The sequence below is a fragment of the Brachybacterium sp. sponge genome, assembly GCF_001613775.1.
Taxonomy (GTDB): Bacteria; Actinomycetota; Actinomycetes; order Actinomycetales; family Dermabacteraceae; genus Brachybacterium; species Brachybacterium conglomeratum.
Genome location: NZ_LRMP01000001.1, coordinates 1,708,047 through 1,732,776, shown reverse-complemented (window position 1 = coordinate 1,732,776; position 24,730 = coordinate 1,708,047). Strand labels below are relative to the sequence as shown.

Genomic DNA, 24,730 nt, shown 5'->3' with positions numbered 1-24,730 from the left:
CCGACGCGGGGGCGTCCACCGACCGGTGGGCGCCCCCGCCGCGTCGTCCTGCCGACGGCCCCGTCCCGTCTCTCCTCGCCCCCGCCGCGTCGTCCGGTCTCCGACGTCCGCCCCGCCGATCGCTCCCTCCCGCCGACGTCCCATCCCCTCGCCCCGCGCCCCCGGGACGCCGCCCGGCACCGCCCTGCGGCATCGCATCGTGGTTTCTCACGGGGCGAGAGGTGATGTTGCCCGGGTCACACCCGCGTTGGTCTTCTGGCCGCGGCGGCCCGACGGACGCGCCGCCGGAACTCGAGGAGGAGTCACCATGAGCACCACCGCGAACGAACGCTCGACCGTCGAGGCCGCCCGGGAGAAGGCGCCGGAGGGGCAGCGGGTCGCCGTCGTCACCGGCGCCGCCCGCGGCATCGGCGAGGCCATCGCCCAGCGACTGGGCCGGGACGGCCTGCACGTGATCGTCGCCGACCTGCCCTCGATGCAGGAGGGCGTCGCCTCCACCGTCGAGGCGATCACCTCCGCGGGCGGCACCGCCACCGCCGCCGAGACCGACGTCACCGAGGAGGCCTCGGTGCAGGCGCTGGTCGAGACCGCCGTCGAGGCGGGCGGGCACCTCGACGTGTTCGTCGCCAACGCCGGGATCGCGCAGGTCCAGGAGCTCATCGACTACGACGCCGCCGACTTCCAGAAGATCCTCGACGTCAACGTCACCGGGGTCTTCAACTCCTACCGCCAGGCCGCGCGGCAGATGATCGCCCAGGGCCACGGCGGCAAGATCATCGGCGCCGCTTCGATCGTCGCCTTCCGCCCCTTCGCGCTGCTGGGCCCTTATTCGGCCACGAAGTGGGCGGTGCGGGGCCTCACGCAGGCCGCGGCGATGGAGTGGGCCGAGCACGGCATCACGGTGAACGCCTACGGCCCGGGCATCGTCGGCACCGCGATGTGGGACCTGATCGACGAGAAGCTCGCGGCGAAGCACGGCCAGCAGCGAGGCGAGGCGCTCGAGGAGAACGCGCGCTCGATCCACCTGGGCAGGGTCTCCGTGCCGGAGGACGTCGCGGCGATGGTGTCCTACCTGGCGGGTCCCGACTCGGACTACGTCACCGGGCAGACGATGCTCGTCGACGGCGGCATCCAGTTCAGCTGAGCGCCGCTCCGGCGGCCGACGGGGTCCGCACGAGGGCGGGTCGGCGGGCCCGGGCGCTCAGCCCCCGTTGACGGGAGCGGCGCCGCGGCGGCCGTCGGGATCAGGACCCGTCGGCCGCCTTGCGGTCCCAGGCCGTGCCGGGCGGCCGCTCGAGGTGGGTCGGCGAGTACTCGAGCAGCTGCAGGCCGCCCTCGAAGGTGCGTGCGGCGAGCAGCTCGAGGGAGAAGTCCTCGAACTGCTCCCAGATCCGCTCGAGGCCGGTGCGGCCGGTGATGACGGGGAAGAGCACCACGCGGAACCGGTCCACGAGCCCGGCCTTCATGAGCGAGTGGCCGAGGCTCAGGCTGCCGGAGAGCACCAGCGGCCTCGTCGCCTCCGCCTTCATCCCCCGCACCGCCTCGGCGGCGTCGGTGCTGACGAGGGTCGTGTTCTGCCAGTCCAGGGGCTCGCTGAGCGTCGAGGAGAAGACGACCTTGGGCGCCCGTCCCATCTGGGCGAAGCTCTCCTTCTCGTCCTCGGAGACGTCGAGCTCCTCCGCCTGCGTCGCCATGGCGGACATCAGCCGGTAGGTCGTCGCGCCGAGCAGAGTGACGCACTCGGGCTGCTCGGCGAGGAAGTCGAGGTACTCCTGGCTCTGCAGACCCCACCAGCCGGGCCAGCCCTCGCCGGCCGCGCAGCCGTCGAGGGAGAGGATCAGGTCCATGACGAGCTCGCCGGGTGCGGGCGGTGTCACCGGAGCGGGTGCAGCGGGTGCAGCGGACATGTCGATCGCTCCTCGCACGGGGCTCCCGTCGTGTCCAGGGGCCGTCGTCCCCACCCAAGCACTCGAGCGGCCCCGCGTCCATGGCCGTGCGGCGGACGTGGAGGGGCGGGGCGGCGAGCCGTCAGCGACGGGACGCGGCCAGAGCCCGCGCAAGGGTGAGCACCAGGCCCCCGGCGACCGCCGCCCAGGCGATCACGGCCACGACGAGGCCCACCTCCCCGACGGCCTCGGCGAGGGGCAGGCGCTCGCTCCGCCCCAGCCGCATCGAGGCGACGGCGAACATGCCCAGCGGGAACACCATCGACCACAGCGCCGGCTCGTACCGCAGCGGCACGCGGTGGACGAGATGGCGCCACACCCCGGCGCCGAGCAGCAGCGGGACCTGCCACAGCGCGAAGCACCAGAAGATCACCACGGTCCCGCCGATCAGCCCCCGCGCCGCCTCCACCATCGGCACCGGCGGCATCTCGTAGATCGCGGTGCCGGCGACGACGGCGATCGCGAGCGCCCCCATGGAGACCCAGTAGGTGGGCTGGAACTGCTCCGGAGTGATCCCGAAGTGCACGACCCTCAGGATCACGAGCACGGCGATCCCCGCGTACAGGATCGTCCCCACCGACCAGGCCATCACGGTCAGCGCACCGAGCAGGTGCGCGGCGTCCCCGTCGGGCGGCCGCACGCCGGAGAGGCCGACGGCGAGCGACTGGGAGGCCACCGACCACACGAACCAGCTGCCGTCGGTGCGCTCGAGGATCCTGCCGCCGTCGCGGGCCATCAGCACCTGCCAGGGCAGAACGTAGCCGAGCACCGCCCAGATCGCCGCGCCGAGCATCAGCAGGACGAAGGCCGCGCCGCCGGACCCCTCGGCCTGGAGACCGACGGCGAGCACGCTCGCGGCCGCCACGATCGTGAAGAACCCGAAGGCGCGCTCGGGGCTTCGGGCATCGGCCCGCATCCGCACGCGGTGCCGCAGGGCGCGCAGCGCGAAGAGCACGACGAGCACCGCCGCGACGAGCAGGGCGAGGACCAGCAGCGCACGGGCCGCCGCCCCGAAGCCCGTCATCCGCAGGCCGACGGAGACGATCCCGCTCGCCATCACGAGGGCGAAGTACCCGGGGGCGAGGGAGGCGATGGACTCGTCGGCGCGCACGAGGAGGGAGGAGGGGGCGGACACCGCTCCATTGTGCGATGAGCGCGGCCGGATGAGGCATGCACCTCCCTCCCCAGACCTTGCACTCAGTGCAACTTTCGACCTACTGTGCTGGAGGTGGTCGAGACCGCCGACCGCGTCGAGCGGGGACGAGCAGAGAGGGGTCAGGTGGCGATCCAGACGAGAGAGGTGCCCGCCGTGAGCGGCGAGACGAACAGCAGGACGGCAGGCTCCGGGGGCCCGGCCCCGATGCAGGTGAACCCGAACATCGTGATGGCGGTGCTGCTCGCCGGCGCCTTCGTCATCATCCTGAACCAGACGCTGCTGAACACGGCGCTGCCGGCGTTCATGGCGGACTTCGACATCACCGCGAATGCCGCCCAGTGGGTGACCACGCTGTTCATGCTGGTCAACGGGATCATGATCCCCGCGACGGCGTTCCTGATCCAGAAGTTCTCCACCCGCACGATGTTCTTCGCGGCGATGGGCATCTTCGCGCTGGGCACGCTCATCTGCGCGGTCGCGCCGGTGTACGCGGTGCTCCTGCTGGGCCGCGTGGTGCAGGCCGCCAGCGGCGGCATGATCATGCCGCTGATGCAGACGATCCTCTTCGCGATCTTCCCCATCCACCGTCGCGGCACAGCGATGGGCACCTTCGGCCTCGTGATCTCCTTCGCCCCGGCGATCGGCCCGACCCTGTCGGGCTTCATCGTGGACCACTGGTCCTGGCGAGTGCTGTTCGTGATGATGCTGCCGATCACGGTCGGCGCGCTGGTCTTCGCCCATCTCACGCTGCGCAACGTCACCGAGCAGACGGATCCCCGTCTCGACGTGCCCTCCCTGATCCTGTCGACCTTCGGCTTCGGCGGCCTGCTGTTCGGCTTCTCCACGGCGGGCACCTCCGGCTGGGCGAGCGCGCAGGTGATCGCGCCGCTGGCCGTCGGCGTGGTCGCGCTGGTGTGGTTCGTGCGGCGCCAGCTGCGGATCGAGGAGCCGCTGCTGCAGCTGCGGATCCTGCGCAATCCGATGTTCACCCTCGGCACCGTGCTGGGCATGCTGGTGTTCATGGCGATGATCGGCGGCATGCTGATGATCCCGCTGTTCATGCAGAACATGAGCGACTTCTCCGCGATGGAGTCGGGGATGGTGCTGCTGCCGGGCGCGGTCATCATGGGCGTCATGTCCCCGGTGACGGGCCGGATCTTCGACCGCTTCGGCGCCCGGGTGCTCGCGATCGTCGGCTTCGCGCTGCTGGCGTCGATGAGCCTGCTGCTGGCACGGCTCACCCCGGAGACCTCCTTCGCCTACATCGCGATCGTCAACGCGGTGCGGATGCTGGGCACCGCGATGGTGATCATGCCGGTCACCACGGCGGCGCTGAACCAGCTGCCGCAGCGCCTGATCCCGCACGGCGCCGCCGTGAACAACACCCTGCGCCAGATCGCCGCCTCGGTCGGCACCGCCGTGCTGGTCACCGTGATGACGGTCGCCGCACTGGACCCGGCCGAGCACGGCATCGAGGGCCAGATCCACGGCGTCAACGTCGCTTTCGACGTCTCCGCCGGGATCGCCGCGCTGGGCCTCGTCGGGGCGTTCTTCCTGCGCAACTCGAAGCCGGCCGAGGTCGTCGACCCCGAGAGCTGATCCCGGCACCGCCGGTCCACCGCTGGGCGCGCCCCTCCCCCGCGACCCCGTCGACCCGTCCCGGTCGGCGGGGTCGCCGCACTCCCGGCCGACGCGCCGCCTCCGTAGACTGTCGAGGGTGACGCCGCTCACGACGCCCCTGCCGGAGGCCGCGATGGCCTCCGTGGTGGACCTCGCCCGGGATCGGGCGCCCTCGCTGCAGGTCGCCGATCTCGCCGACGCGGCCGGCTACAGCCCCTTCCACTTCTCGCGCCTGTTCAGCGCGCAGCTCGGGATCGGCCCCGGCCAGTACCTGATCGCCCTGCGCGTCGGACGGGCGAAGGAGCTGCTGCTGGCGGACGACGCCGCGGTCATCGACGTGGCCTGCGAGGTGGGCTTCGACTCCCTCTCGAGCTTCGGCCGCCGCTTCCGCAGCACCGTCGGCGTCACCCCGGGGCAGCTGCGCCGCCTCGCGCAGACGGTCGCCGATACTCCCCCGCGCCCCTTCACGATGCTGCGCCCGCACCCGCTGGGCGCCCGGGCCGTGCGGGCGGTGCTGGAGCTCCCCGAGGGCGCGGACCGGCGCGGCGATCCCTCGCTCTGGGTGGGCTGGTACCCGCAGCCTGCGCCGATCGGCCTGCCGGCCTCGGGCGTGCTCGTCACGGGCGTCGACCACGTCGACCTCCCCCTGTGCGCGGGCGCCCCCTTCCTGCTCGCCTTCGCGGTGCCGCCGCACGCCGATCCGCTGGACCTGCTCGCACCGCGGGCGCCGATGGTCGCGGCGCACCCTGCGCCGCTGACCGGCCCCGGGGAGGTGACGCTCCGCTTCGGGACCTCCGCGGCGGGCGGGAGCGTGCCGATGCTATCGGCCCTGCCGGCGCTGCGCCCCGCCTGACCCGCGCGGCACGGTGCCGGCGCACTGCGCACGATCGGACTCACCTGCGCTCCGCGGCCGACCTAGCGTGGGAGCCCCGGCCGGACCGGCCGGAGCCGCCGCAGGAACCAAGACCGCAGGAGGAAACATGACCCGCAGCACCGGCACCAGCGCCTGGCTCGATCTCTCCGCACAGGACGTCTCCGCCGTGATGCCCTTCTACTCCGGCCTTTTCGACTGGGACGCCGAGGACCTCGGCGAGGAGTTCGGCGGCTATCGGATCCTCCGCAACGACGGGAAGCTCGTCGGCGGCGCGATGTCCGTGGCGGGGATGACCTGCCCCGAGGGCAGCCCCCTGCCGTCCGAGTGGGGCGTCTACCTCACCGTCGACGACGTCGACGCCCGCGTCGCCAGGGCCCGCGAGGCGGGCGGCGGCGTCGTCGTCCCCGCCGATGACATTGGCGACTCCGGCCGCATGGCCGTGGTCCTCGACGCCGTCGGCGCCCCCATCGGGATGTGGCAGCCGAATCAGCTCGAGGGCTACGAGTTCACCGGGAAGCCCGGCTCCCCCGTCTGGTTCGAGCTGATGACCCACCGCTACGACGATGCCGCCGCCTTCTACACCACGGTGTTCGACGCCGAGCTGGTGCCGATGGGCGAGGGGATGGACGAGGGCGGGGACGACTTCCGCTACGCGACCAACGGACCCGGCGAGAGCGCGAGCTGGGGCCTGTGCGACGCCGCCGGGATGATGCCCGAGGAGGCCATGGGATGGCGCGTCTACTTCGCCGTCGAGAGCACCGAGCAGGCTCTTCAGCGGGTACGGGAGCTCGGCGGGAGCGTGCTCGACGGCCCGATCGACTCGCCGTTCGGACGGATCACCACGATCGCGGATCCCGAGGGGGCGAGCTTCCAGATCAGCGCGATCAGCGAGGCGACGCCGGAGGGCTGACCCACCTCGCTGACCTGCCACTATGACGCCGCATGACGGTCGGGTCCCAGGACGTGGGCCCCGCCGTGCGCGGGCGCGGCACGCGTCCTAGAGTCAGGAGCATGCTGACCGATTCCGCGCTCCGTGAGGCCTTCTCCCACTTCCCGCAGGGAGTGGTGCTGGTCGCCGCCGAGATCGACGGCGTGCGCCACGGACTCGTCGCCTCGACCTTCACGGTCGGGGTCTCCCTCGAGCCGCCCCTGGTCTCCGTCGCGGTGCAGCACAGCTCGCGCACCTGGCCGACGCTGAGGGACCACGGGCATCTCGGGGTCACGGTGCTCGGCGATCGCCAGCGCGGCGTCACCCGCCAGCTCGCGGGACCCGACCGGGAGCGCCGCTTCGAGGGCCTGGACGTGGAGGTCGACGAGAACGGCGCGCTGGTGCTGCAGGGCGCGCCGGCCTGGATGACGGTGCGGGTCCACGACGAGGTGCGCGCGGGCGATCATGACCTCGCGCTGCTCGAGGTCCTCGCGATCGACAGCTCACCGGCCGCCGAGGCGATGGTGTTCCACCGCAGCCGCTTCAAGGGGCTCGTCGAGGGCGACATCGCCTGCTGAGCCCCGGGGCGCGTGAGACGCGTCTCAGACCGCCGGACTCCAGTGAGGAGTACGCCTCGGTCACTCCCATTTGTCGGACCTGTGTCCAACAATCGTCGTGAGACCGCATTCCGGGCGGTCGAGCTGTTCCCCGTCGGGCCCTGAGCGCCCGAGCGGATCCTGGCTTCCGAGGAAGGACCCTCCATGCAGTTCACCCGTGACCTCGCGGTCGCCTTCGGCGACTGGCTCGAGCGCGAGCAGATCCGCCGCGCCCTCCTCGCGGAGCGTCCCGAGCTCGACGGCGTCCTGCACCTGGACCCGGAGCGTCCGCTGCTGCGGATCCCGCGCGTGGAGCGCGGTGCGGTGATCGTGGCCCGGCTCGACGAGGAGGACGGGGCGACCTGGCTGGTGGGTGTCGCAGGCGATTCCGATCCGGTGATGCACGAGGCCTCCTCCCCCGACGAGGCGGCGCGGATCGCGCTGGACGTGCTCGAGCCCTGCCCGCTCGCGGGCTGACGGGCAAGCAGGGGCCTCAGAGCTCGGCGACCTCGCCGTCCTCCACCTGCCACCGCCGGTCGATGCGCACGGTCTCGAGCATGCGCCGGTCGTGCGTGACCAGCAGCAGCGTGCCCGTGTAGCTCTCGAGCGCCTGCTCGAGCTGCGCGATGGCGGGCAGATCCAGGTGGTTGGTCGGCTCGTCGAGCACCAGGAGGTTCACGCCGCGCGCCTGGAGCAGGGCGAGCGCCGCACGGGTCCGCTCGCCCGGGGACAGCTCGGCGCAGGGCCGGCCCACGTGGTCCGCGCGCAGGCCGAACTTGGCCAGCAGGGTGCGCACGTCCGCCGGGGTCATCTCCGGCAGCAGCGCCCCGGCCGCGTCGGCCAGCGGCGCCTCGTCGGCCAGCAGCGAGCGCGCCTGGTCGATCTCGCCGATCCGCACGTTCGCGCCGAGCGAGGCAGAGCCCTCGTCGGCCTCGATCCTGCCCAGCAGCAGCTGCAGCAGGGTCGACTTCCCGGCGCCGTTGGGGCCGGTGATGCCGATGCGGTCGCCGGCGTCGATCTGGAGGGAGAGCGGCCCCAGCGTGAAGTCGCCCCGGTGCACCGCGGCGCCCGCGAGGGTGGCGACGACGCTGCCGGAGCGAGGCGCTGCCCGGATCGTGAACTGGAGCTGCCACTCCTTGCGCGGCTCCTCGACCTCCTCGAGCCGCGCGATCCGGCTCTCCATCTGCCGCACCTTCCGCGCCTGCTTCTCGCTGGACTCGGTCTGGGCACGGCGGCGGATCCGGTCGTTGTCCGGCGCCTTGCGCATCGCGTTGCGGACGCCCTGGCTGGACCATTCGCGCTGGGTGCGGGCGCGGTCGACGAGGTCGGCCTTCTTCTGCGCGAACTCCTCGTAGCGCTCGCGGGCATGGCGTCGCACCGTGGAGCGCTCCTCGAGATAGGCCTCGTAGCCGCCGCCGTAGAGACGGTGGGAATGCTGGGCGAGATCGAGCTCGAGCACCTCGGTGACGCAGCGGGCGAGGAACTCGCGGTCATGGCTGACCAGCACCACCCCTCCGCGGAGGCCTTGGACGAAGGCCTCGAGCCGGGCGAGGCCGTCGAGGTCGAGGTCGTTGGTGGGCTCGTCCAGCAGCACCAGGTCGAAGCGGGAGAGCAGCAGCGCGGCGAGCCCCACCCGGGCGGCCTGGCCGCCGGAGAGGGAGGTCATCGCCACCTGCTCCGCCTCCCCCGGACCGATCGGCAGGCCGAGGTCGGCGAGCACGACGGGCAGGCGCTCCTCGAGGTCGGCCGCGCCGCTGGCGAGCCAGCGGTCCAGCGCCGCGGCGTAGACGTCGGCCGGGTCGGGGCCGCCGGGCGGGGCGTCGTGCTCGAGGGCGGTGGCGGCGGCATCCAGGTCGGCGGTGGCCCGGGCGCAGCCGGTGCGTCGGGCGACGTACCCGGCGACGCTCTCCCCGGGGGTCCGCTCGTGCTCCTGCGGGAGCCAGCCCACGAAGGCGTCCGACGGGGAGAGAGTCAGTCCGCCCTGCTGCGGGGCCGCGGCGCCGGCGAGGAGGCGCAGCAGCGTCGACTTCCCGGCGCCGTTCGCGCCGACCACGCCGATCACGTCCCCGGGGGCGACGGTGAGGTCGAGGCCGTCGAAGAGGATGCGGTGGCCGTACCCTCCGGCGAGGTCATGGGCGACGAGGGTGGCGGTCATCCCGGCATTCTCGCACCGTCCAGGCGCGTGCTCGCTCCTGCGTCAGGACCGTCCGGGGCGGCGCCCGGGGTCGTGGGTGCCGCCGGCCTGCTGGAGGAACTCCGCCACGGCGGCGGCGACCTCCGCCGGATGGGTGAAGGACACATCGTGCCCGGCCCCGGGCACGGACACCGTGCGGACGTGCGGGAACAGGTCGTGCAGCCAGTCGTGGACCGTCGCGAACAGTGGCCCGCTCTCGGTCCCGGCGACGTGGAGCATCGGCTGCTCCAGGCGCGTCGCCCGTTCCGCATCGAGCGACCAGTCCAGCAGGGCCGGGATGTCGGCGGTGAAGAAGGCGGGGGCGTCCTGGGTGATGCGCCGGCTCGTGCCGGGGACGACGCCGTCGTACTCTGACCGCCATCCCGGGCCCGACAGGGCGCCGAGGAATTCCTCCAGCGCCGCGTCGACGCCGTCGGACTCGACGGAGTCGAGCAGCTGCCGGTTCGCGGCCAGGAATCGGTCTGCGCCCGGTGCGAGGACCGGTGGGGGCTCGATGAGGATCAGACTCCGCACCCCCTCGGGAGCGGTCAGCGCGAGCTCGAGGGCGATGGCGACCGAGTAGCTGTCGCCGAGCACGTGCGCGCTGTCGGCCTCGAGGTCGTCGAGCACGGCTGCGGCGTCGGCGGCCTCCCGCTCGAGGGAGCCGGGCGCCTGCAGGGGCGGGCTCTGCCCGTAGCCGCGCCGGTCGTAGGTCAGGAGCCGGAAGTGCTCCGCCAGCGCCGGCTCGCGGGCAAGCGGCACCAGGTGCTGTGCGGACAGCGCGGTGCGGATCAGCAGCAGCGGCTCGCCCTCCCCCTCGGCCCAGGAGTCGAGGGCGCCCTGGTCACGTACCATCGGGGCTCCGCCTCCGGCCGACCTGCTGTGCAGGCTCCGCGTCGTCCTCGGCGGCGGACTCGTCCTCGGTCTCCAGCACCACGCCGCGGCGGATCGAGATCGTCACGGCCACCGCGATCGCGACGATCGCGACGGCGGCGATCGCGTAGCGCAGCGGATCGGCCTGGCCGCTGAGCGCGCTCATCCCCACCACCGCGGGCGCGATCAGCACAGCGACCAGGTTCATCACCTTGATCAGGGGGTTGATCGAGGGGCCGGCGGTGTCCTTGAAGGGGTCGCCGACGGTGTCGCCGATGATCGTGGCCTCATGAGCGTCGGAGCCCTTCCCGCCGTGGTGGCCGTCCTCGACGATCTTCTTCGCGTTGTCCCAGGCGCCGCCGGAGTTCGCCAGCAGGATCGCCATCAGCACGCCGGAGGCGATTGCGCCGGCGAGATAGCCGGCGAGCGCCGGGGCGCCGAGCCCGAAGCCGACGGCGATCGGGGCGGCGACGGCGAGCAGGCCGGGCGTGGCCAGCTCCCGCAGCGAGTCGCGGGTGACGATGTCGACGACCTTGCCGTACTCGGGCTTGGCGGTGCCCTCCATGATCCCGGCGATGTCCCGGAACTGGCGGCGCACCTCGTAGACCACGGCCCCGGCGGCGCGGCCGACAGCGCTGATGGCGAGGCCGGAGAACAGGAACACGACGGCCGCGCCGATGATCACGCCGACCAGGGTCTGCGGGGAGAAGACCACCGACTGGGCGAGGAAGTGCTGGTAGCGATCCCCGAGCACGTCGCGGATCGCGTCGGTGTAGGAGCCGAACAGCGCGGTCGCGGCGAGCACGGCGGTCGCGATCGCGATGCCCTTGGTGATGGCCTTGGTGGTGTTGCCGACGGCGTCGAGCTCGGTGAGCACCTGCGCGCCCTCTCCGTCCACGTCCCCGGACATCTCGGCGATGCCCTGGGCATTGTCGGTGACGGGGCCGAAGGTGTCCATCGCGACGATCACGCCGACGGTGGTGAGCAGCCCGCAGCCGGCGAGCGCGATCGCGAACACGCCGGTCACCCCGGCCCCGCCGAGCAGGAACGCCCCGAACACCGCCGCCGCGATCACCAGCGCGGTGAACACCGCGGACTCGAGCCCGAGGGAGAAGCCGGAGAGCACGACGGTTGCGGCGCCGGTGCGGGAGGTCGCGGCGACCTGCCGCACGGGCCGGTCCTCGGTCGAGGTGTAGTAGCCCGTGAGATAGAGGATCGCGATGCCGAGGGCGATGCCGATCACGACGGCGCCGGCGGCGACGATCCGCGGGTCGTCGATCGCGGCGGAGGCGCCCTCGATGCCGAGGGCGGAGAAGCTCGCGGGCAGGTGCACGAAGGCTGCGATCGTGCACAGCACGGCGGAGACGATCGCGGAGAGCAGGAAGGAGCGACGGATCGTGGTCAGCGCGCTCTGGCCCCGCTTCGGGGTGGTGAGGTAGATGCCGATCAGCGCCGTGATCACGCCGATCGCGGGGACGATCAGGGGGAAGACCATCCCGGCCTCGCCGAGCGCGGCCCGGCCCAGGATCAGCGCGGCGACGAGCGTGACCGCGTAGGACTCGAAGAGGTCCGCGGCCATGCCGGCGCAGTCCCCGACGTTGTCGCCCACGTTGTCGGCGATGGTCGCGGCATTGCGGGGATCGTCCTCGGGGATGTTCTGCTCGACCTTGCCCACGAGATCGGCGCCGACGTCGGCCGCCTTGGTGAAGATGCCGCCGCCGACGCGCATGAACATCGCGACCATCGCGGCGCCGAAGCCGAATCCCTCGAGCACGAGCGCGGCGTCCCCGCGGAAGAGCAGCACCACGGCCCCGGCGCCGAGGAGGCCGAAGCCGATCGTCGCCATGCCGACGCAGGCGCCCGTGCGCACCGCGATCAGCATCGCGGGGTCGCGGCCGGTCTCGTGCGCGGCGGCGGCCACGCGCACGTTCGCGCGCACCGCGAGCCACATGCCGAGATAGCCGATCAGACCGGAGAACGCGGCGCCGACGAGGAAGGCGACCGAGCGGGCGCCGCGCAGCAGCATCCCCTCCGTGCCCTCGGCGCCGTGGGTGGGCAGCAGGAGCAGCAGGAGGAACGCGATCACCGCGAACACGCCGAGGGTGCGCAGCTGCCTGCGGAGATAGGCGGCGGCTCCCTCCTGCACGGCGCCGGCGACCTCGTTCATCGCCTCGGTGCCGGTGCGGGCCCGCAGCACCTCGGCACGGAAGCGCAGGGCCATCGCGATCGCGATCAGAGCGATCACCACGATCACCCCCACCGTGGTGAGACTGCCCAGGGAGAGCGTGATGGGATCGGGGTTCATGAGGTCCTCCGCACGTCGTCGTGTTCCGGGGTCCTTCCAGGTGCCGGCACACTAGCCCCTCGTCGGGCCGACGTACAGACCCGCGGGTAGGGAGGCCGGCCCCGGCAGGCGTGCCTCAGCCCCGCAGCCCGGCGGCGACCTCCTCGAGCGCGGCGGCGCTCGCGCGCAGCTTCTCCAGCTCCTCGGCCGAGAACGGCGTCTCCCGGATCGGCCGGGCGCCGGTGGAGCCGACGACGCTCGGGACCGACAGGGCGACGCCGTCGATGCCGTGGAAGTCGGAGAGCACGGTGGCGACGTTCAGCACGGCATTCTCGTCGGAGAGGATCGCCTCGACGATGCGGGCGCTGGAGAGCCCGATCGCATAGTTGGTCGCCCCCTTGCCCTGGATGACCTTGTAGGCGGCCTCGCGGACGTCCACGGCGATGCGGTCGAGCTCCTCGAGTGTGAACAGGGGCGCCCCGTCCTCCCCGCGCCACTCGAGAATCGGCACGGAGTGGATGCGGGCGGCGGACCACAGCGGGAACTCGGTGTCGCCGTGCTCGCCGACGATCTGGGCATGGACGGAGGTGGGCGCCACCCCGGTGCGGCGCGCGATCTCCCAGCGCAGGCGCGAGGTGTCCAGCACGGTGCCGGAGGCGAACACCCGCTCGGGCGGCAGTCCCGAGGCCTCGTGGGCGAGCATGGTAAGGACGTCGCAGGGATTGGTGACGATGACGATGATCGCGTGCGGGGCGACCTCGAGGACGTCCCGCACGATCGAGCCGACGATCTTCGCGTTGGTCGCGGCGAGCTCGATGCGCGTCTGTCCGGGCTTCTGCTTGGCGCCGGCGGTGATCACCACGACGTGCGAGCCCTCGGCGACGCCGATGTCGGAGCCGCCGATGATGTCGCTGGCGCGGGTGAACAGGGTGCCGTGGGCGAGGTCGAGCACCTCGGCCTCGGTCTTCGGGGCGTCGATGTCGTACAGGGCGACGTGGCGGGCGGAGCCGCGGATGAGGGACGCGTAGGCGACGCTCGAGCCGACGGCGCCGGCCCCGATGACGGTGAGCTTCGAGTTCTCGATCATGCGCTCGAGCGTGCCACGCCGAGCTCCTCGGCATGGGTGCTGATCGTCCCGGCGAGGGCGAGGTCGCGGGAGGTCACCCCGCCCACGTCGTGGCTCGAGAGGGTCACGGTGACCTCGGGATAGGTCAGGAGGATGTCGGGATGGTGGTTCGCCGCCTCGGCGGAGACTCCGACGCGGTTGACGAACGCGAGCCCGGTCGCGAAGTCGCCGGTGTCGAAGTGTGCGATGAGGGCCTCGCCCTCCTGATGCCAGCCGGTGAGCCCGGCGTCGGCGATCTGCTCGGGGGTCAGGGTCTGTTTCGGATCAGCCATGACCCCATCGTGCCCCCGTCGGCGCCGTACGGCCAGGGGTGGGCGAGCCCGGCCCGGCCCTCGTACCCGGCGTCCATGATCGTCCGCGCAACGCGGCACACCGGCGCGGACGGCAGACTGGGGGCATGGACGACCTGCTCGTGGCCCCGGGACCGGGCGCACCCCGCGGCCTGCGCATCCCCGCCGCGGAGCTGGTGGAGCAGTTCTCCCATGCCTCCGGGCCGGGCGGTCAGGGAGTGAACACCGCCGACTCGCGGGTGCAGTTGAGCCTGGACCTCGCCGCCACCTCGGCCCTGGACGAGGTCCAGCGTGCCCGCGTGCTCGAACGTCTCGCGACCCGCACCGCCGGCACGGTCCTCACCGTCACCGCCTCCGAGCAGCGCTCGCAGCACCGGAACCGTCGGGCGGCGCGCGAGCGGCTCGCCGCGCTGCTGCGCGAGGCTGTCGCCCCGGAGGTGCCGCGTCGGGCGACCCGACCGACGGCCGGCTCCCGCCGCCGACGCCTCGCCGCCAAGCGTCGCCGCGCCGACCTCAAGCAGACCCGCAGGCCGCCGCGGGGCGAATGAGCGGCAGGCGGGCCCTGTGGGCCGGGCCCCGACCGCACGGCGGGACCTTCGCTCGCGGACCGATCAGCCCGGACATGGGCATTCGTCCGTCCGCGCCCCGATCAGCGCATACCCTCGCACCATGATCCGTCAGCTCATCGCGCGCCTGTTCTGGGCGGTGTCGCCCTGGAGGCTCGTCGTCGAGCGCGTCCCGGACCGGCCCACGCTTTTCATCGGCGCCCCGCACACCTCGAACTGGGACTTCGTACTCATGCTGGGGATCGCCTGGCGGCTGCGGATCAAACTGCGCTGGCTGGGCAAGCACGACCTGTTCACCGGCTGGAAGGGGCCGGTGATGCGAACGCTCGGCGGCATCCCGGTGGACCGCAGCGACCCCGCCAAGGTGGTCGACGAGGTCATCGCCCTGGTCCGCACCGGCACGGTGTTCGGGCTGGTCATCACCCCGGACGGCACGCGCGGGGAGCACACGCACTGGAAGTCCGGCTTCTACCGGATCGCGCGCGCGACGGGGCTCCCGCTCACCCTCGGCTACGTGGACCGCACCACCATGACCAGCGGGCTCGGCCCGATCATGGAGGTGACCGGGGACGTGCGAGCCGACATGGACCGCATCCGCGCCTTCTTCGCCGACAAGGCCGGCTTCGCCCCCGACCGGCGGGTCGAGCCGAGGCTGCGCGAGGAGGACCTGCCCGAGACGGAGTGAGCCGTCGCGGCGGGGCCGGCCGACAGGATCGCACCTGGACGCGGTGCGCTGGGGACCGACCGGACGCTGCGGACTACCGGGGCAGCCAGATCCACCCCTCTACCAGGGCGATCTCCCGCAGCGGGTCCGGCGGCGGGACGGCACGGCCGCGGGCGACCTCCCGGGCCATGAGCGCGGCGATCACCGCGTCCAGGACATCGTCCTCCTCCACGCAGGCGGCGTCGTGGCCGGCCCAGTCCAGGCCGGGGAACCGCCCGCCGAGCGCCTCGACCAGTCCGCGACGCGCCGCGCGCCCGCCTGTGCCCTTGTAGCCGCGGTGCGGCAGACCCCACCGCCGCAGCGCCGCCGCGGGGTAGACCTCGCAGATCCGCCCGTTCCCGTCACGGGCGACGTCGATCCCCTCCTCCCGCAGCCGCGCCTCGATCCCGGCCCAGCGCAGCGCGGGATGGGCGATGCGGTCCGTGGAGACGCTCAGCGGGGTCAGGCCGGTGCGGGCGTGGACGGCACGGTCGGTCTCCCGCATCGCCAGTCCTCGACGCCACTCGTCCCCGGTCGACCCGGGCGGCGCGAGGGTCCCGGTCGCCTGGGCGCCGAGCAGCTCGACGAAGCGGCGCGGCCAGCCGACCGGCACATCGACCCCGACCTTCCCCGCGCCGCGCACCCTCTGCGCGATCAGGGCGTCGTCCGCTCCGGTGGCCGCCTCCTCGAGCACGAGCGCGCCAGAGGCGGGATCCTCCTCGCGCAGCACCGCGAGCCCGGTGCGACGGTCCTGGGCGGCCAGATCGAGGCCGACATAGCGCGTGGGCATCCGCCCAGGATAGGGACCTCACCCGTACTCTCGAGGAGTGACTGAGCCCACGCCGCACCGTCCCGTCCTCCGCCTGACGAGGCGGGGTCGCCTCGTGCGCACAGCGCTCGTGCTGCTGGTCGTGATCGCGCTGGTGCTGCTGCTCGTCTCGCTCGTGCGCGGGGCGGGCAGGTCGACGGAGCAGCAGGACGGGAGCACCGCCGCGGGGACCGCGGCACCGGAGCACGAGGAGACACCCGCCGCCTCCGACGAGGGCGGCAGGACCCCGGCGGAGGACGACGCCCCCGCGGCGGAGCCGACCGGCGAGGAGTCCCCCGCCGACGGAGCATCCGACGAGGAGGCGACGCCGACCGATGACGCGGCGGAGGGGACCCCCGAGGCGGAGTCCCCGGAGTCGGGCGGTGACGTGGAGATGGTGCGCAGCGGGACCGTCGGCGCCGGGACCTGGACCGTCGCCGCCGCGGCGGGGGACGCGCCGACCGAGGGCGTGCTGCGCACCTACGCGGTGCGGGTCGAGGACGGGATCGGCGTCGATGCCGAGGAGGCCGCAGAGGAGATCGCCGCCGTGCTCGCCGACGAGCGCGGCTGGCAGAGCCCGGCCGACGTCGTCTTCCACCGGGTCGCAGACCCGGCAGAGGCGGAGTTCACGATCTCGATCGGCTCCCCGCCCACGGTCGACGAGCTGTGCCTGCCGGCGAAGACCGGCGGACTGTGGAGCTGCCGGATCGGGCCCGAGGTGGCGCTGAACTCCGACCGCTGGCTGCACGCGACCCCCACCTACGACGACCTCGCCGAGTACCGCGCGTACATGATCAACCACGAGGTGGGGCACTTCCTCGGCCACGGCCACGCGAGCTGCCCGGCCGAGGGCGCACCCGCCCCGGTCATGCTCCAGCAGTCCATCGACCTGCAGGGATGCACGTCGAACGCCTGGCCCGCCGACGAGGAGGACTGACGGGACCGGGCCGCAACGGCCGGACCCGGGAACTGCGGCCCGACCCCGCCGCTCGGGTCCCGCCCGGCGCACGAGCGGGAATCCCGCGCCGAGGACGGGGGCCAGCCCCAGTGCCGAGGGCCGTGGCCGCGCCTAGCCTCGATCCCATGAACTCCTTCTTCGCGACCCTCCGCGGCTTCCGCTTCCGCCGCGGCCCCCAGCGCGTCCTCGGCGGCATCGCCGGCGGCCTCGCCGAGCTCACCGGTCTGAACGTGTGGATCATGCGGCTGCTCGTGCTCGCCTCCTTCCTGCTGCCCGTGCTCGGCGTCGGTGCCTATCTCGCGGTGTGGCTGCTGACCCCCTGGCAGGACGGCACGATCCCGCTCGAGCGGCTGCTCGACCGCGGCTGAGCCCGTCGGCCGGGCGACGCTCCACGGGCGGCCGCCGCGCCCGGGCCGAGCTCGCCCCGGGGCTCCAGATCGCCCAGGGACCCCGGAGCAGCGCTGGATACGATGAGCGCACCGCGCCCCAGGGCGCCCTGCTCCGGAAGGTCCCCGATGCCCGATCGCTCCCGTCCCCTGCGCCGCCTCGGCTTCCTGACCATCGGTCTGTTCGATCCGGCCGATCCCGCGGTCGGGCACGAGTCGACCCTGTCGCTCATCGAGCTCGGCGAGGAGCTCGGCCTCGACAGTGCCTGGCTGCGCCACCGCCACCTGCAGTTCGGGATCTCCTCCCCGATCGCGGTGATGGCCGCGGCGAGCCAGCGCACCTCCCGGATCGAGCTCGGCACGGCGGTGACGCCGATGGGCTGGGAGAACCCGCTGCGCCTCGCGGAGGACCTCGCGACCGTCGACGTGCTCTCCGGCGGCCGGATCAACCCCGGCGTCAGCGTCGGCACCCCGATGCAGTACGACACCGTCAAGGACGCCCTCTACCCGGACACCGCCGAGGTCGAGGACTTCTCGAAGACCAGGGTGGAGCGTCTCGCGGGCCTGCTCGCCGGCGAGCGGGTGCGGGAGCTGGAGGGGAAGCAGGGCGTGGTCGAGGAGTACTCCGCCCGCGTCGAGCCCCACTCCCTTGGCCTGCGCGAGCGGCTCTGGTACGGCGCCGGCTCCCTCGACTCCGCCGTCTGGGCCGGGGAGCACGGCCTGCACCTGCTCTCCTCCAGCGTCCTCTTCCCCGGCCCCGACGAGGAGCCGGACTTCGCCGCGGTCCAGGCCGCACAGATCCGCGCCTTCCGCGCCGCGGGCGGCACCCGCGCCTCGCAGGGCCTGGTCGTGATCCCCACCGACTCGGCCTCGGCCGCCCAGGCGGAGCGCTACCGCGCCTATGCCGCAGAGCGCCTGCCCCGGACCCGCACCCCGCAGGGTCCGCGCCGGATGATGTTCGCCCCGGACCTGGTGGGCACGAGCGAGGAGATCGCCGAGCAGCTGTGGGCGCACGAGGGCTTCCGCGAGGTCGACGAGGTCGCCTTCGCGCTCCCCTTCAGCTTCGACCACGAGGACTACGTGCAGATCCTCACCGACATCGCCACTCGGCTCGGTCCGGCGCTCGGCTGGACCCCGGCGAGCGCCTGAGGGCCGACGAGCCCGATGGCACGCCGCACCGCGTCCCGTCGGCCGCTCCTCCGGTCGCCTCGGCCCGCCGCCGGCCCTCCGGCTCAGTCCCCGGTCCCGCCGAGCTGCTCGGCGAGCATGACCAGGATCCCGCTCGGTCCGCGCAGGTAGGTCAGGCGATAGACGTCCTCGTAGGTCGCCACGCCCCGGAGGGGATGGCAGCCGTGACGCGCTGCGATCTCGAGCGCCGCGTCGAGGTCCTCGACCCGGAAGGCGACGCGGTGCATGCCGATCTCGTGCGGCTGGGTCGGGGCGGTCTCGATCGCCTGCGGGTGGAGGTACTCGAACAGCTCCAGCTGCCCGCTCCCGTCGGGCAGGCCGAGCATCGCGATCCGGGCGTGGTTGCCGTCCAGCCCCACGGCGGTCGAGGCCCACTCGCCGCGGACGGTGTCCCTCCCGAGCACGGACAGGCCCAGGTCGGTGAAGAAGGCGATCGCCTCCTCGAGATCGCGCACCGCGATCCCGACATTCTCCATGTGGATGCTCATGCCGTGGACAGTAGACCCGCCCCGCCGCGGAGGACAGACTCCGCAGTGCGCAGGATCGGACCTACCTGCGGCGGCGACACGGCTCTACTGTGAGCGCACGACGGGCCGCCGGCCCGCACCGACCCGCAGCACCGACACTGCAGGAGGACAGCCCCATGACCACCATCGGCACCTGTCTCTGGTTCGACGGCCGCATCGACGAGGCCGCCGAGTTCTACGTCTCCCTCGTCGAGGGCTCCCGGATCGTCCAGCGCACCCAGTACGAGGCCGGCGGCGGCCCGCCCGACGGCCCCGACATGACCGGGCAGGCGCTCACCGTCGACCTGGTGCTCGGCGGGGTGCCGTACACGCTGCTGAACGGCGGGCCCGCCTTCCCGCTGTCGGAGGCGGTCTCGATCATGCTCACCGTCGAGTCGCAGGAGGAGGTCGACCGGCTGTGGGAGGCGCTGATCGCCGACGGCGGCGCGGAGTCGCAGTGCGGCTGGTGCCGTGACCGCTTCGGACTGTCCTGGCAGGTGATCCCGCAGCGGCTGAACGAGCTGCTGCAGGGCCCGCACGCCGAGGCGGTGACGCGCGAGATGATGACGCAGACGAAGCTCGACGTCGCCCGGCTCGAAGCCGCCGCCGGCTGAGCGGCCCGCACCGCCCGACAGCAGGCGGGTCGACCGCGTCGCTTCTCGACCGTCGCTGCCGACGACCGGGGTCCGGCGTCGGGGCGTTCCGACCTGCGGGGCAGGCCGACCGAGCCGTGAGATCCGCGCCGGCGTTTCGTCCTCCCGTCCGACGGAGGAGCACGATGGAGGCATGCCCTCCCCCGTCCCGCCCGCCGCACCGTCCCGCCCGGCGCTGCCCTGGCTCGCCGCCGCCGCGGTGATGCTGCTCTGGGCGTCCTCCTTCATCGTCATCCGCTTCGCCGGTGCGCACCTCTCCCCCGGAGCGATGACGCTGCTGCGGATGGTGACCGCGGTGCTGGTGATGCTCCCGCTCGTGCTGACCGGGCGGGTGCGGCCGCCGCGAAGCGGCAGGATGAGGGCCGGCGTGCTCGCCTGGGGCGTGACCTGGTTCTGCGTGTACTCGGTGGTGCTCAACGCCTCGGAGCTGTTCCTGGATCCCGCGACCGCCGCGATGCTCGTGAACCTCGCGCCGCTGATCGTGGCCGTCGCCTCCGGCGTGCTGCTCGGCGAGGGGCTGTCCCTGCGACTGCTCGTCGGCGTCGTGATCGCGCTGTGCGGGATCGGGCTGATCACCCTGGCCACCTCGACAGGGCACGTGAAGGGACCGGGGCTCGTGCTCGGGCTGCTCGCGGCCGTGCTCTACGCCGGCAGCGTGCTGGGGCAGAAGCCGCTGCTGGCCCACATCGACTCGACCTCGATGACCGTCGTCGGGATGACGGCGGGGATGCTGGCCTGCCTGCCCTTCGCCCCGCAGCTCGTCGCGGAGCTGGGCCGTGCCCCGGCCTCGGCGGTCGCGGCGGTCGTGTACATGGGCGTGCTGCCCACCGCGGCCGCCTTCCTGCTGTGGGGCTACGCCCTCACCCACACTCCGGCCGGGGTGCTCACCTCCTCCTCCCTGATCGTCCCCGCGATCACGGTGGTGCTCGCCTGGACGATCCTCGGCGAGGTGCCGCCGCCGCTCGCCGCTCTCGGCGGCGTGCTGTGCCTGGCCGGCGCCGCGGTCGCGATCCTGCCTGCGATGCTCGCCTCCCTGCGCTCCCGGACGTGAGCGCGGCCACCCTCCTCACCTGCCCGACGGCGCGCGCGGTGCGGGGAGCGCACGGGCTCCACGGGGCGAGAGAAGCCACCTGCCCGCCCCCTGCGCAGGTCAGGACGATCCCGGGACGATCCCGGCAATCCCGCGCAGCTGCCTGACTGGTTCCTCACGAATCGTCCAGAGAACTGGAGCATCCGACAATCCGTTCCTAGAGTCGTGCTCGGTCGGCGGCCTGGGACAGCGTCCGCGCAGGAGCAGCGGTCCTCGCTCGCCGAGCCGGATCTCCCCGTCGGATCGCTCGTGCCGCGAGCGGTCCTGTCCCGAGCGTCGACCGAGAGGATCGTGATGGCCGAGGCCCCGCCCGCCCCCAGCGCACAGAAGGAGGGAGGTGCTCGGCCCGCGCACTCCCGCGTGAACCTGCCGGTCTTCGTCGGCACCTCCGTGATCATCGTGGCGTTCGTGCTGTTCGCCGCGATCTGGCCCGGCGCCGCCGAGACCGCGATCTTCGGCTCGATGGGCTGGATCGCGACGAACTTCGGCTGGTACTACGTCCTGACCGCCGCGATCGTGGTCGTCTTCGTGCTGCTCGTGGCGCTCTCCCGCGTGGGCCGCACCCGGATGGGCCCGGACCACTCCGTGCCGAAGTACAACCTCTTCACCTGGGCGGCGATGCTGTTCGCCGCCGGCATCGGCGTGGACCTGATGTTCTTCGGCATCTCGGGCCCGGCCACCAACATCCTCACCCCGCCCGATGCGCCTGCCGGCTCCGACGAGGCCGCCCGGATGGCGACGATCTGGACGATCTTCCACTACGGCATCCCCGGCTGGGCGATGTACGCGCTGATGGGCATGGCCTTCGGCCTGTTCGCCTATCGTTATCACCTGCCGCTGTCGATCCGCTCGGCGCTCGCACCGATCTTCGGCCGGCGCATCCACGGCGCCGTCGGCCATGTCGCCGAGATCGGCTCGACGATCGGCACGATCTTCGGGATCTCCGTCTCCCTCGGCATCGGCGTGGTGTTCCTGAACTACGGGCTCTCCGCCCTGTTCGGGATCCCGAACTCGATCGCGGTGCAGATCGCTCTGATGGCGCTCGCGGTCGGCATCACGATCGTCTCGACCGTCTCCGGCGTCGACAAGGGCATCCGTCGCCTCTCCGAGCTCAACGTGCTGCTGGCGATCACGCTGATGCTGTGGGTGCTCTTCTCCGGGCAGACCCACCAGCTGCTCAACGCCCTCGTCCAGAACATCGGCGACTTCTTCTCCCGCTTCCCCGGGATGATGATGAACACCTTCGCCTACACCGACGGCGCCGCCGACTACCCCTCCGACCAGTGGATGGCGGACTGGACCCTGTTCTTCTGGGCGTGGTGGATCGCCTGGGCGCCCTTCGTGAGCCTGTTCCTGGCGCGCATCTCCCGTGGCCGCACCCTTCGCGAGTTCGTCGTCGGCGTGCTGCTGATCCCCTTCTCGTTCATCCTGCTGTGGGTGTCGATCTTCGGGAACGCCGCGCTGAGCTTCGCAGGCGACGGAGACTTCCTCGACCTCGCCGTGAACCAGCCCGAGTCCGGCTTCTTCAACCTGCTCGAGCAGTACCCGGGCGCGCTCTTCACCGTCTCGCTCGCCGTGGTGACGGGATTGTTCTTCTACGTCACCTCCGCGGACTCCGGCTCGCTGGTGATGGCGAACATGACCTCCAAGGCGTCCACCACGGACTCCGACGGCCCGCCCTGGCTGCGGATCGTATGGGCCGTGATCACCGGCGCGCTCACCCTCGTGATGCTCTTCATCGACGGGGTGTACACCCTCCAGGCCGCGACCGTGGTGGTGGGCCTGCCGCTGTCGATCCTGGTGTACCTGGTGATGTTCAGCCTGTGGAAAGTGCTGCGCACCGAGCAGATGGACCTCGACGCCCGCACCGCGGCCCTGCCCGGCGTGCTCACCTCCCGGGTGCGCGGCGGCGAGTCCCACGACCGCGTCCCGTGGCAGCAGCGCCTGCGGGGCCGCATGTCCTACGCCGACGAGGGCAGGGCCCGCGCCTTCGTGGCGGAGGTCGCGACCCCGGCTGTCGAGGAGGTCGCCTCGGAGCTGCGCGCCCTCGGCACGGACGTCTCCTGCCATCGCGGCGAGCATCCCGACCACGGCGTGCCGTACATCGACCTGGTCGTCTCGTTCCCGCATGCCGAGGACTTCAAGTACCAGGCCTACCCGGTCGCGTACTCGGTGCCGAGCTTCGCCGCGAACCTCTCCACCGTGCGGGACGTCTACTACCGCATCGAGATCTTCTCGCGCACCGGCTCCCGCGGACGCGACATCATGGGGTACACGAAGGAGCAGGTCATCAGCGACGTCCTGGACGCCTACGACGCTCACATCATGTACCTGACGATGAGCGACGAGATCGGCACCGCCACCGGCACGATCCCTGTCACCGCCCCGGACACCTGGGACGACGCCGACCACGTCGGCGCCGAGCCCGAGGGCGCCCAGGGCGAGGACCACCGGTCCGACGCGACCGAGCCCGACCAGCCCACCGACCCCGCCACCGCGCGGACGACGAAGGAGAACCATGACTGAGAGCTCCGCGACCCTGTTCATCGACGGCGCCTGGGTGCCGTCCTCCACCGGTGAGACCCGCACGATCACCTGTCCGGCCGACGGCACCGAGGTGGGCGTGGTCTCCGAGGCCGGCGCCGAGGACGTCGAGCGCGCGATCCTCGCCGCCCGCGCCGCCTTCGAGCGCGGCGAGTGGTCCGGCACCCCGGCCGGCCAGCGCGGCGACTTCCTGCTGCGCGTCGCGGACCGCCTGGCCGAGCGGAAGGAGGAGTTCGCCCGCGCCGAGGCGCAGGACACCGGCAAGCGCCTGGTCGAGGCCGAGGGCGACATGGACGACATCGCCTCCTGCTTCCGCTACTTCGGGAAGATCGCCGACCAGGACCCGGGCCGTCTGGTCGACGCGGGCGATGCCGCGGTGATCTCCCGCGTGGTCCGCGAGCCCGTCGGCGTGTGCGGCATGATCACGCCGTGGAACTTCCCGCTGCTGCAGGCCGCGTGGAAGATCGCGCCCGCCCTCGCGGCCGGCAACGCCTTCGTGATCAAGCCCGCCGAGCTCACCCCGCACACCGCGATGCTGATGATGGAGGTGCTCGACGAGCTCGGGCTCCCCAAGGGCGTGGCGAACCTGGTGCTCGGCGACGGCGGTACCGTCGGCGCCCCGCTGTCCTCCCACCCGGAGATCGACCTGGTGTCCTTCACGGGCGGCCTGGTCACCGGGCGGAAGATCGCCGAGTCCGCCGCGAAGGGCATCAAGAAGGTCGCCCTCGAGCTCGGCGGGAAGAACCCCAACGTCGTCTTCGCCGACGCGGACTACGAGGCGGCGCTCGACAACGCGCTGAACGCCGGCTTCCTCGACTCGGGCCTGGTGTGCTCGGCGGGCACGCGTCTGATCATCCACGAGTCCATCGCCGAGCGGTTCGTCGACGACCTCGTCGCCCGCGCCGAGGGCATCGTCATGGGCGGCCCCTTCGACGAGAGCGCAGAGACCGGTCCGCTGATCTCGAAGGCCCACCGTGAGAAGGTCACCGACTACGTGAAGCGCGGCGTCGAGGCCGGGGCGCGGCTGCGCACCGGCGGCCACTGGGGCGGCCCCGAGCACGAGAAGGGCTTCTTCTACGCCCCGACGGTGCTGGACCGCTGCACCCGGGACAACCCTGCCGTGATCGAGGAGGGCTTCGGCCCGGTGATCACGGTGGAGACCTTCTCCACCGAGCAGGAGGCGATCGAGATCGCCAACCACACCGAGTACGGCCTGGCCGGCGCGGTGTGGACCTCCGACGCGGGCACCGCGAACCGGGTCTCGCGCGCGCTGCGCCACGGCACGATCTGGATCAACGACTACCACCCCTACCTGCCGCAGGCGGAGTGGGGCGGCTTCAAGATGTCCGGGTTCGGGCGCGAGCTCGGCCCCACGGGTCTCGAGGAGTACACCGAGGCCAAGCACATCTACCAGAACACCGAGCCGGCCGTCTCCGGCTGGTTCCCCCGCAAGGGCTGACCG

The 24,730-nt window shown here is 72.6% G+C and carries 24 protein-coding genes; 15 read left to right on the top strand and 9 right to left on the bottom strand.

Annotation, left to right across the window (positions count from 1 at the left end):
• Nucleotides 1–307: 307 nt before the first annotated feature.
• Nucleotides 308–1,144: an SDR family NAD(P)-dependent oxidoreductase gene (locus A4A78_RS07670; protein WP_082835222.1), complete on the top strand. Its 837-nt coding sequence runs from the start codon at nucleotides 308–310 to the stop codon at nucleotides 1,142–1,144.
• Between the two features lie 100 nt (nucleotides 1,145–1,244).
• On the opposite strand, the gene A4A78_RS07665 is transcribed toward A4A78_RS07670, so the two are convergent.
• Together A4A78_RS07665 and A4A78_RS07660 are read right to left on the bottom strand one after the other, a co-directional pair.
• Entirely contained in the window at nucleotides 1,245–1,907 is a 663-nt protein-coding gene (locus A4A78_RS07665; RefSeq protein WP_062947723.1) for a dihydrofolate reductase family protein, read from the bottom strand.
• A gap of 121 nt (nucleotides 1,908–2,028) precedes the next feature.
• Nucleotides 2,029–3,081: a tellurite resistance/C4-dicarboxylate transporter family protein gene (locus tag A4A78_RS07660; RefSeq protein ID WP_062947721.1), complete on the bottom strand. Its 1,053-nt coding sequence runs from the start codon at nucleotides 3,079–3,081 to the stop codon at nucleotides 2,029–2,031.
• 174 nt (nucleotides 3,082–3,255) lie between these two features.
• Between A4A78_RS07660 and A4A78_RS07655 the strand changes: the two genes are divergently transcribed.
• The 5 genes from A4A78_RS07655 (at nucleotide 3,256) to A4A78_RS07635 (ending at nucleotide 7,597) form a co-directional block, all read left to right on the top strand.
• The gene (locus tag A4A78_RS07655; RefSeq protein WP_231880869.1) at nucleotides 3,256–4,701 is read left to right on the top strand and encodes an MDR family MFS transporter; all 1,446 of its coding nucleotides are present in this window, start codon (nucleotides 3,256–3,258) and stop codon (nucleotides 4,699–4,701) included.
• Between the two features lie 118 nt (nucleotides 4,702–4,819).
• Nucleotides 4,820–5,575 carry a helix-turn-helix transcriptional regulator gene (locus tag A4A78_RS07650; protein ID WP_062947717.1) on the top strand — a complete coding sequence of 252 codons (756 nt, stop codon included), beginning with the start codon at nucleotides 4,820–4,822 and terminating at the stop codon, nucleotides 5,573–5,575.
• Between the two features lie 127 nt (nucleotides 5,576–5,702).
• Nucleotides 5,703–6,506, top strand: a complete 804-nt coding sequence (locus tag A4A78_RS07645) for a VOC family protein (RefSeq protein ID WP_062947715.1) — start codon at nucleotides 5,703–5,705, stop codon at nucleotides 6,504–6,506.
• 101 nt (nucleotides 6,507–6,607) lie between these two features.
• Nucleotides 6,608–7,102 (top strand): flavin reductase family protein, encoded by a 495-nt coding sequence (locus A4A78_RS07640; RefSeq protein ID WP_062947713.1) that lies wholly within the window; start codon nucleotides 6,608–6,610, stop codon nucleotides 7,100–7,102.
• Nucleotides 7,103–7,285: 183 nt separating this feature from the next.
• Nucleotides 7,286–7,597, top strand: a complete 312-nt coding sequence (locus A4A78_RS07635) for a hypothetical protein (protein ID WP_062947711.1) — start codon at nucleotides 7,286–7,288, stop codon at nucleotides 7,595–7,597.
• A 16-nt stretch (nucleotides 7,598–7,613) separates the two neighbouring features.
• On the opposite strand, the gene A4A78_RS07630 is transcribed toward A4A78_RS07635, so the two are convergent.
• The 5 genes from A4A78_RS07630 to A4A78_RS07610 form a co-directional block, all read right to left on the bottom strand.
• Nucleotides 7,614–9,275, bottom strand: coding sequence for an ABC-F family ATP-binding cassette domain-containing protein (locus A4A78_RS07630; protein WP_062947709.1), 1,662 nt, complete (start codon nucleotides 9,273–9,275; stop codon nucleotides 7,614–7,616).
• Between the two features lie 42 nt (nucleotides 9,276–9,317).
• Nucleotides 9,318–10,148 (bottom strand): alpha/beta fold hydrolase, encoded by an 831-nt coding sequence (locus A4A78_RS07625; RefSeq protein WP_062947707.1) that lies wholly within the window; start codon nucleotides 10,146–10,148, stop codon nucleotides 9,318–9,320.
• A complete protein-coding gene (locus A4A78_RS07620) occupies nucleotides 10,138–12,471 on the bottom strand; it encodes a sodium-translocating pyrophosphatase (protein WP_062947705.1) in 2,334 nt (777 codons plus the stop codon). Before A4A78_RS07620 ends, A4A78_RS07625 begins: the two co-directional genes overlap by 11 nt.
• A gap of 115 nt (nucleotides 12,472–12,586) precedes the next feature.
• Entirely contained in the window at nucleotides 12,587–13,537 is a 951-nt protein-coding gene (locus A4A78_RS07615) for an L-lactate dehydrogenase (protein ID WP_062947703.1), read from the bottom strand.
• Nucleotides 13,534–13,848, bottom strand: a complete 315-nt coding sequence (locus tag A4A78_RS07610) for a 4a-hydroxytetrahydrobiopterin dehydratase (RefSeq protein WP_062947701.1) — start codon at nucleotides 13,846–13,848, stop codon at nucleotides 13,534–13,536. Before A4A78_RS07610 ends, A4A78_RS07615 begins: the two co-directional genes overlap by 4 nt.
• A 125-nt stretch (nucleotides 13,849–13,973) precedes the next feature.
• Between A4A78_RS07610 and arfB the strand changes: the two genes are divergently transcribed.
• Nucleotides 13,974–14,414, top strand: coding sequence for an alternative ribosome rescue aminoacyl-tRNA hydrolase ArfB (arfB, locus tag A4A78_RS07605; protein WP_062947699.1), 441 nt, complete (start codon nucleotides 13,974–13,976; stop codon nucleotides 14,412–14,414).
• Nucleotides 14,415–14,535: 121 nt separating this feature from the next.
• On the top strand, nucleotides 14,536–15,117 hold the full coding sequence (locus tag A4A78_RS07600) for a 1-acyl-sn-glycerol-3-phosphate acyltransferase (protein ID WP_062947697.1): 582 nt from the start codon (nucleotides 14,536–14,538) through the stop codon (nucleotides 15,115–15,117).
• A 73-nt stretch (nucleotides 15,118–15,190) separates the two neighbouring features.
• On the opposite strand, the gene A4A78_RS07595 is transcribed toward A4A78_RS07600, so the two are convergent.
• A complete protein-coding gene (locus A4A78_RS07595) occupies nucleotides 15,191–15,925 on the bottom strand; it encodes a DUF429 domain-containing protein (RefSeq protein WP_062947695.1) in 735 nt (244 codons plus the stop codon).
• A gap of 37 nt (nucleotides 15,926–15,962) precedes the next feature.
• Here A4A78_RS07595 and A4A78_RS07590 point away from each other — a divergent pair, with 37 nt between their 5' ends.
• The 3 genes from A4A78_RS07590 (at nucleotide 15,963) to A4A78_RS07580 (ending at nucleotide 18,436) form a co-directional block, all read left to right on the top strand.
• Complete coding sequence (locus A4A78_RS07590; protein ID WP_156488573.1) at nucleotides 15,963–16,880, top strand: DUF3152 domain-containing protein; 918 nt, start codon at nucleotides 15,963–15,965, stop codon at nucleotides 16,878–16,880.
• A 146-nt stretch (nucleotides 16,881–17,026) separates the two neighbouring features.
• A complete protein-coding gene (locus A4A78_RS07585) occupies nucleotides 17,027–17,269 on the top strand; it encodes a PspC domain-containing protein (protein ID WP_062947690.1) in 243 nt (80 codons plus the stop codon).
• A gap of 147 nt (nucleotides 17,270–17,416) precedes the next feature.
• Nucleotides 17,417–18,436, top strand: coding sequence for an LLM class flavin-dependent oxidoreductase (locus A4A78_RS07580; RefSeq protein WP_062947689.1), 1,020 nt, complete (start codon nucleotides 17,417–17,419; stop codon nucleotides 18,434–18,436).
• 83 nt (nucleotides 18,437–18,519) lie between these two features.
• Here the strand turns inward: A4A78_RS07580 and A4A78_RS07575 are convergent, their stop codons facing one another.
• Nucleotides 18,520–18,963 (bottom strand): VOC family protein, encoded by a 444-nt coding sequence (locus tag A4A78_RS07575; RefSeq protein WP_062947688.1) that lies wholly within the window; start codon nucleotides 18,961–18,963, stop codon nucleotides 18,520–18,522.
• A 155-nt stretch (nucleotides 18,964–19,118) separates the two neighbouring features.
• Here A4A78_RS07575 and A4A78_RS07570 point away from each other — a divergent pair, with 155 nt between their 5' ends.
• The 4 genes from A4A78_RS07570 to A4A78_RS07555 all read left to right on the top strand — a co-directional run bounded on the left by A4A78_RS07570 (nucleotide 19,119) and on the right by A4A78_RS07555 (nucleotide 24,727).
• Nucleotides 19,119–19,595, top strand: a complete 477-nt coding sequence (locus A4A78_RS07570; protein ID WP_062947687.1) for a VOC family protein — start codon at nucleotides 19,119–19,121, stop codon at nucleotides 19,593–19,595.
• A 172-nt stretch (nucleotides 19,596–19,767) separates the two neighbouring features.
• Nucleotides 19,768–20,685, top strand: coding sequence for a DMT family transporter (locus A4A78_RS07565; protein ID WP_062947686.1), 918 nt, complete (start codon nucleotides 19,768–19,770; stop codon nucleotides 20,683–20,685).
• 333 nt (nucleotides 20,686–21,018) lie between these two features.
• A complete protein-coding gene (gene betT, locus A4A78_RS07560) occupies nucleotides 21,019–23,250 on the top strand; it encodes a choline BCCT transporter BetT (protein ID WP_062947685.1) in 2,232 nt (743 codons plus the stop codon).
• Complete coding sequence (locus tag A4A78_RS07555; protein WP_062947684.1) at nucleotides 23,243–24,727, top strand: aldehyde dehydrogenase family protein; 1,485 nt, start codon at nucleotides 23,243–23,245, stop codon at nucleotides 24,725–24,727. The genes betT and A4A78_RS07555 overlap by 8 nt, the downstream gene beginning before the upstream one ends.
• Nucleotides 24,728–24,730 lie beyond the last annotated feature (3 nt).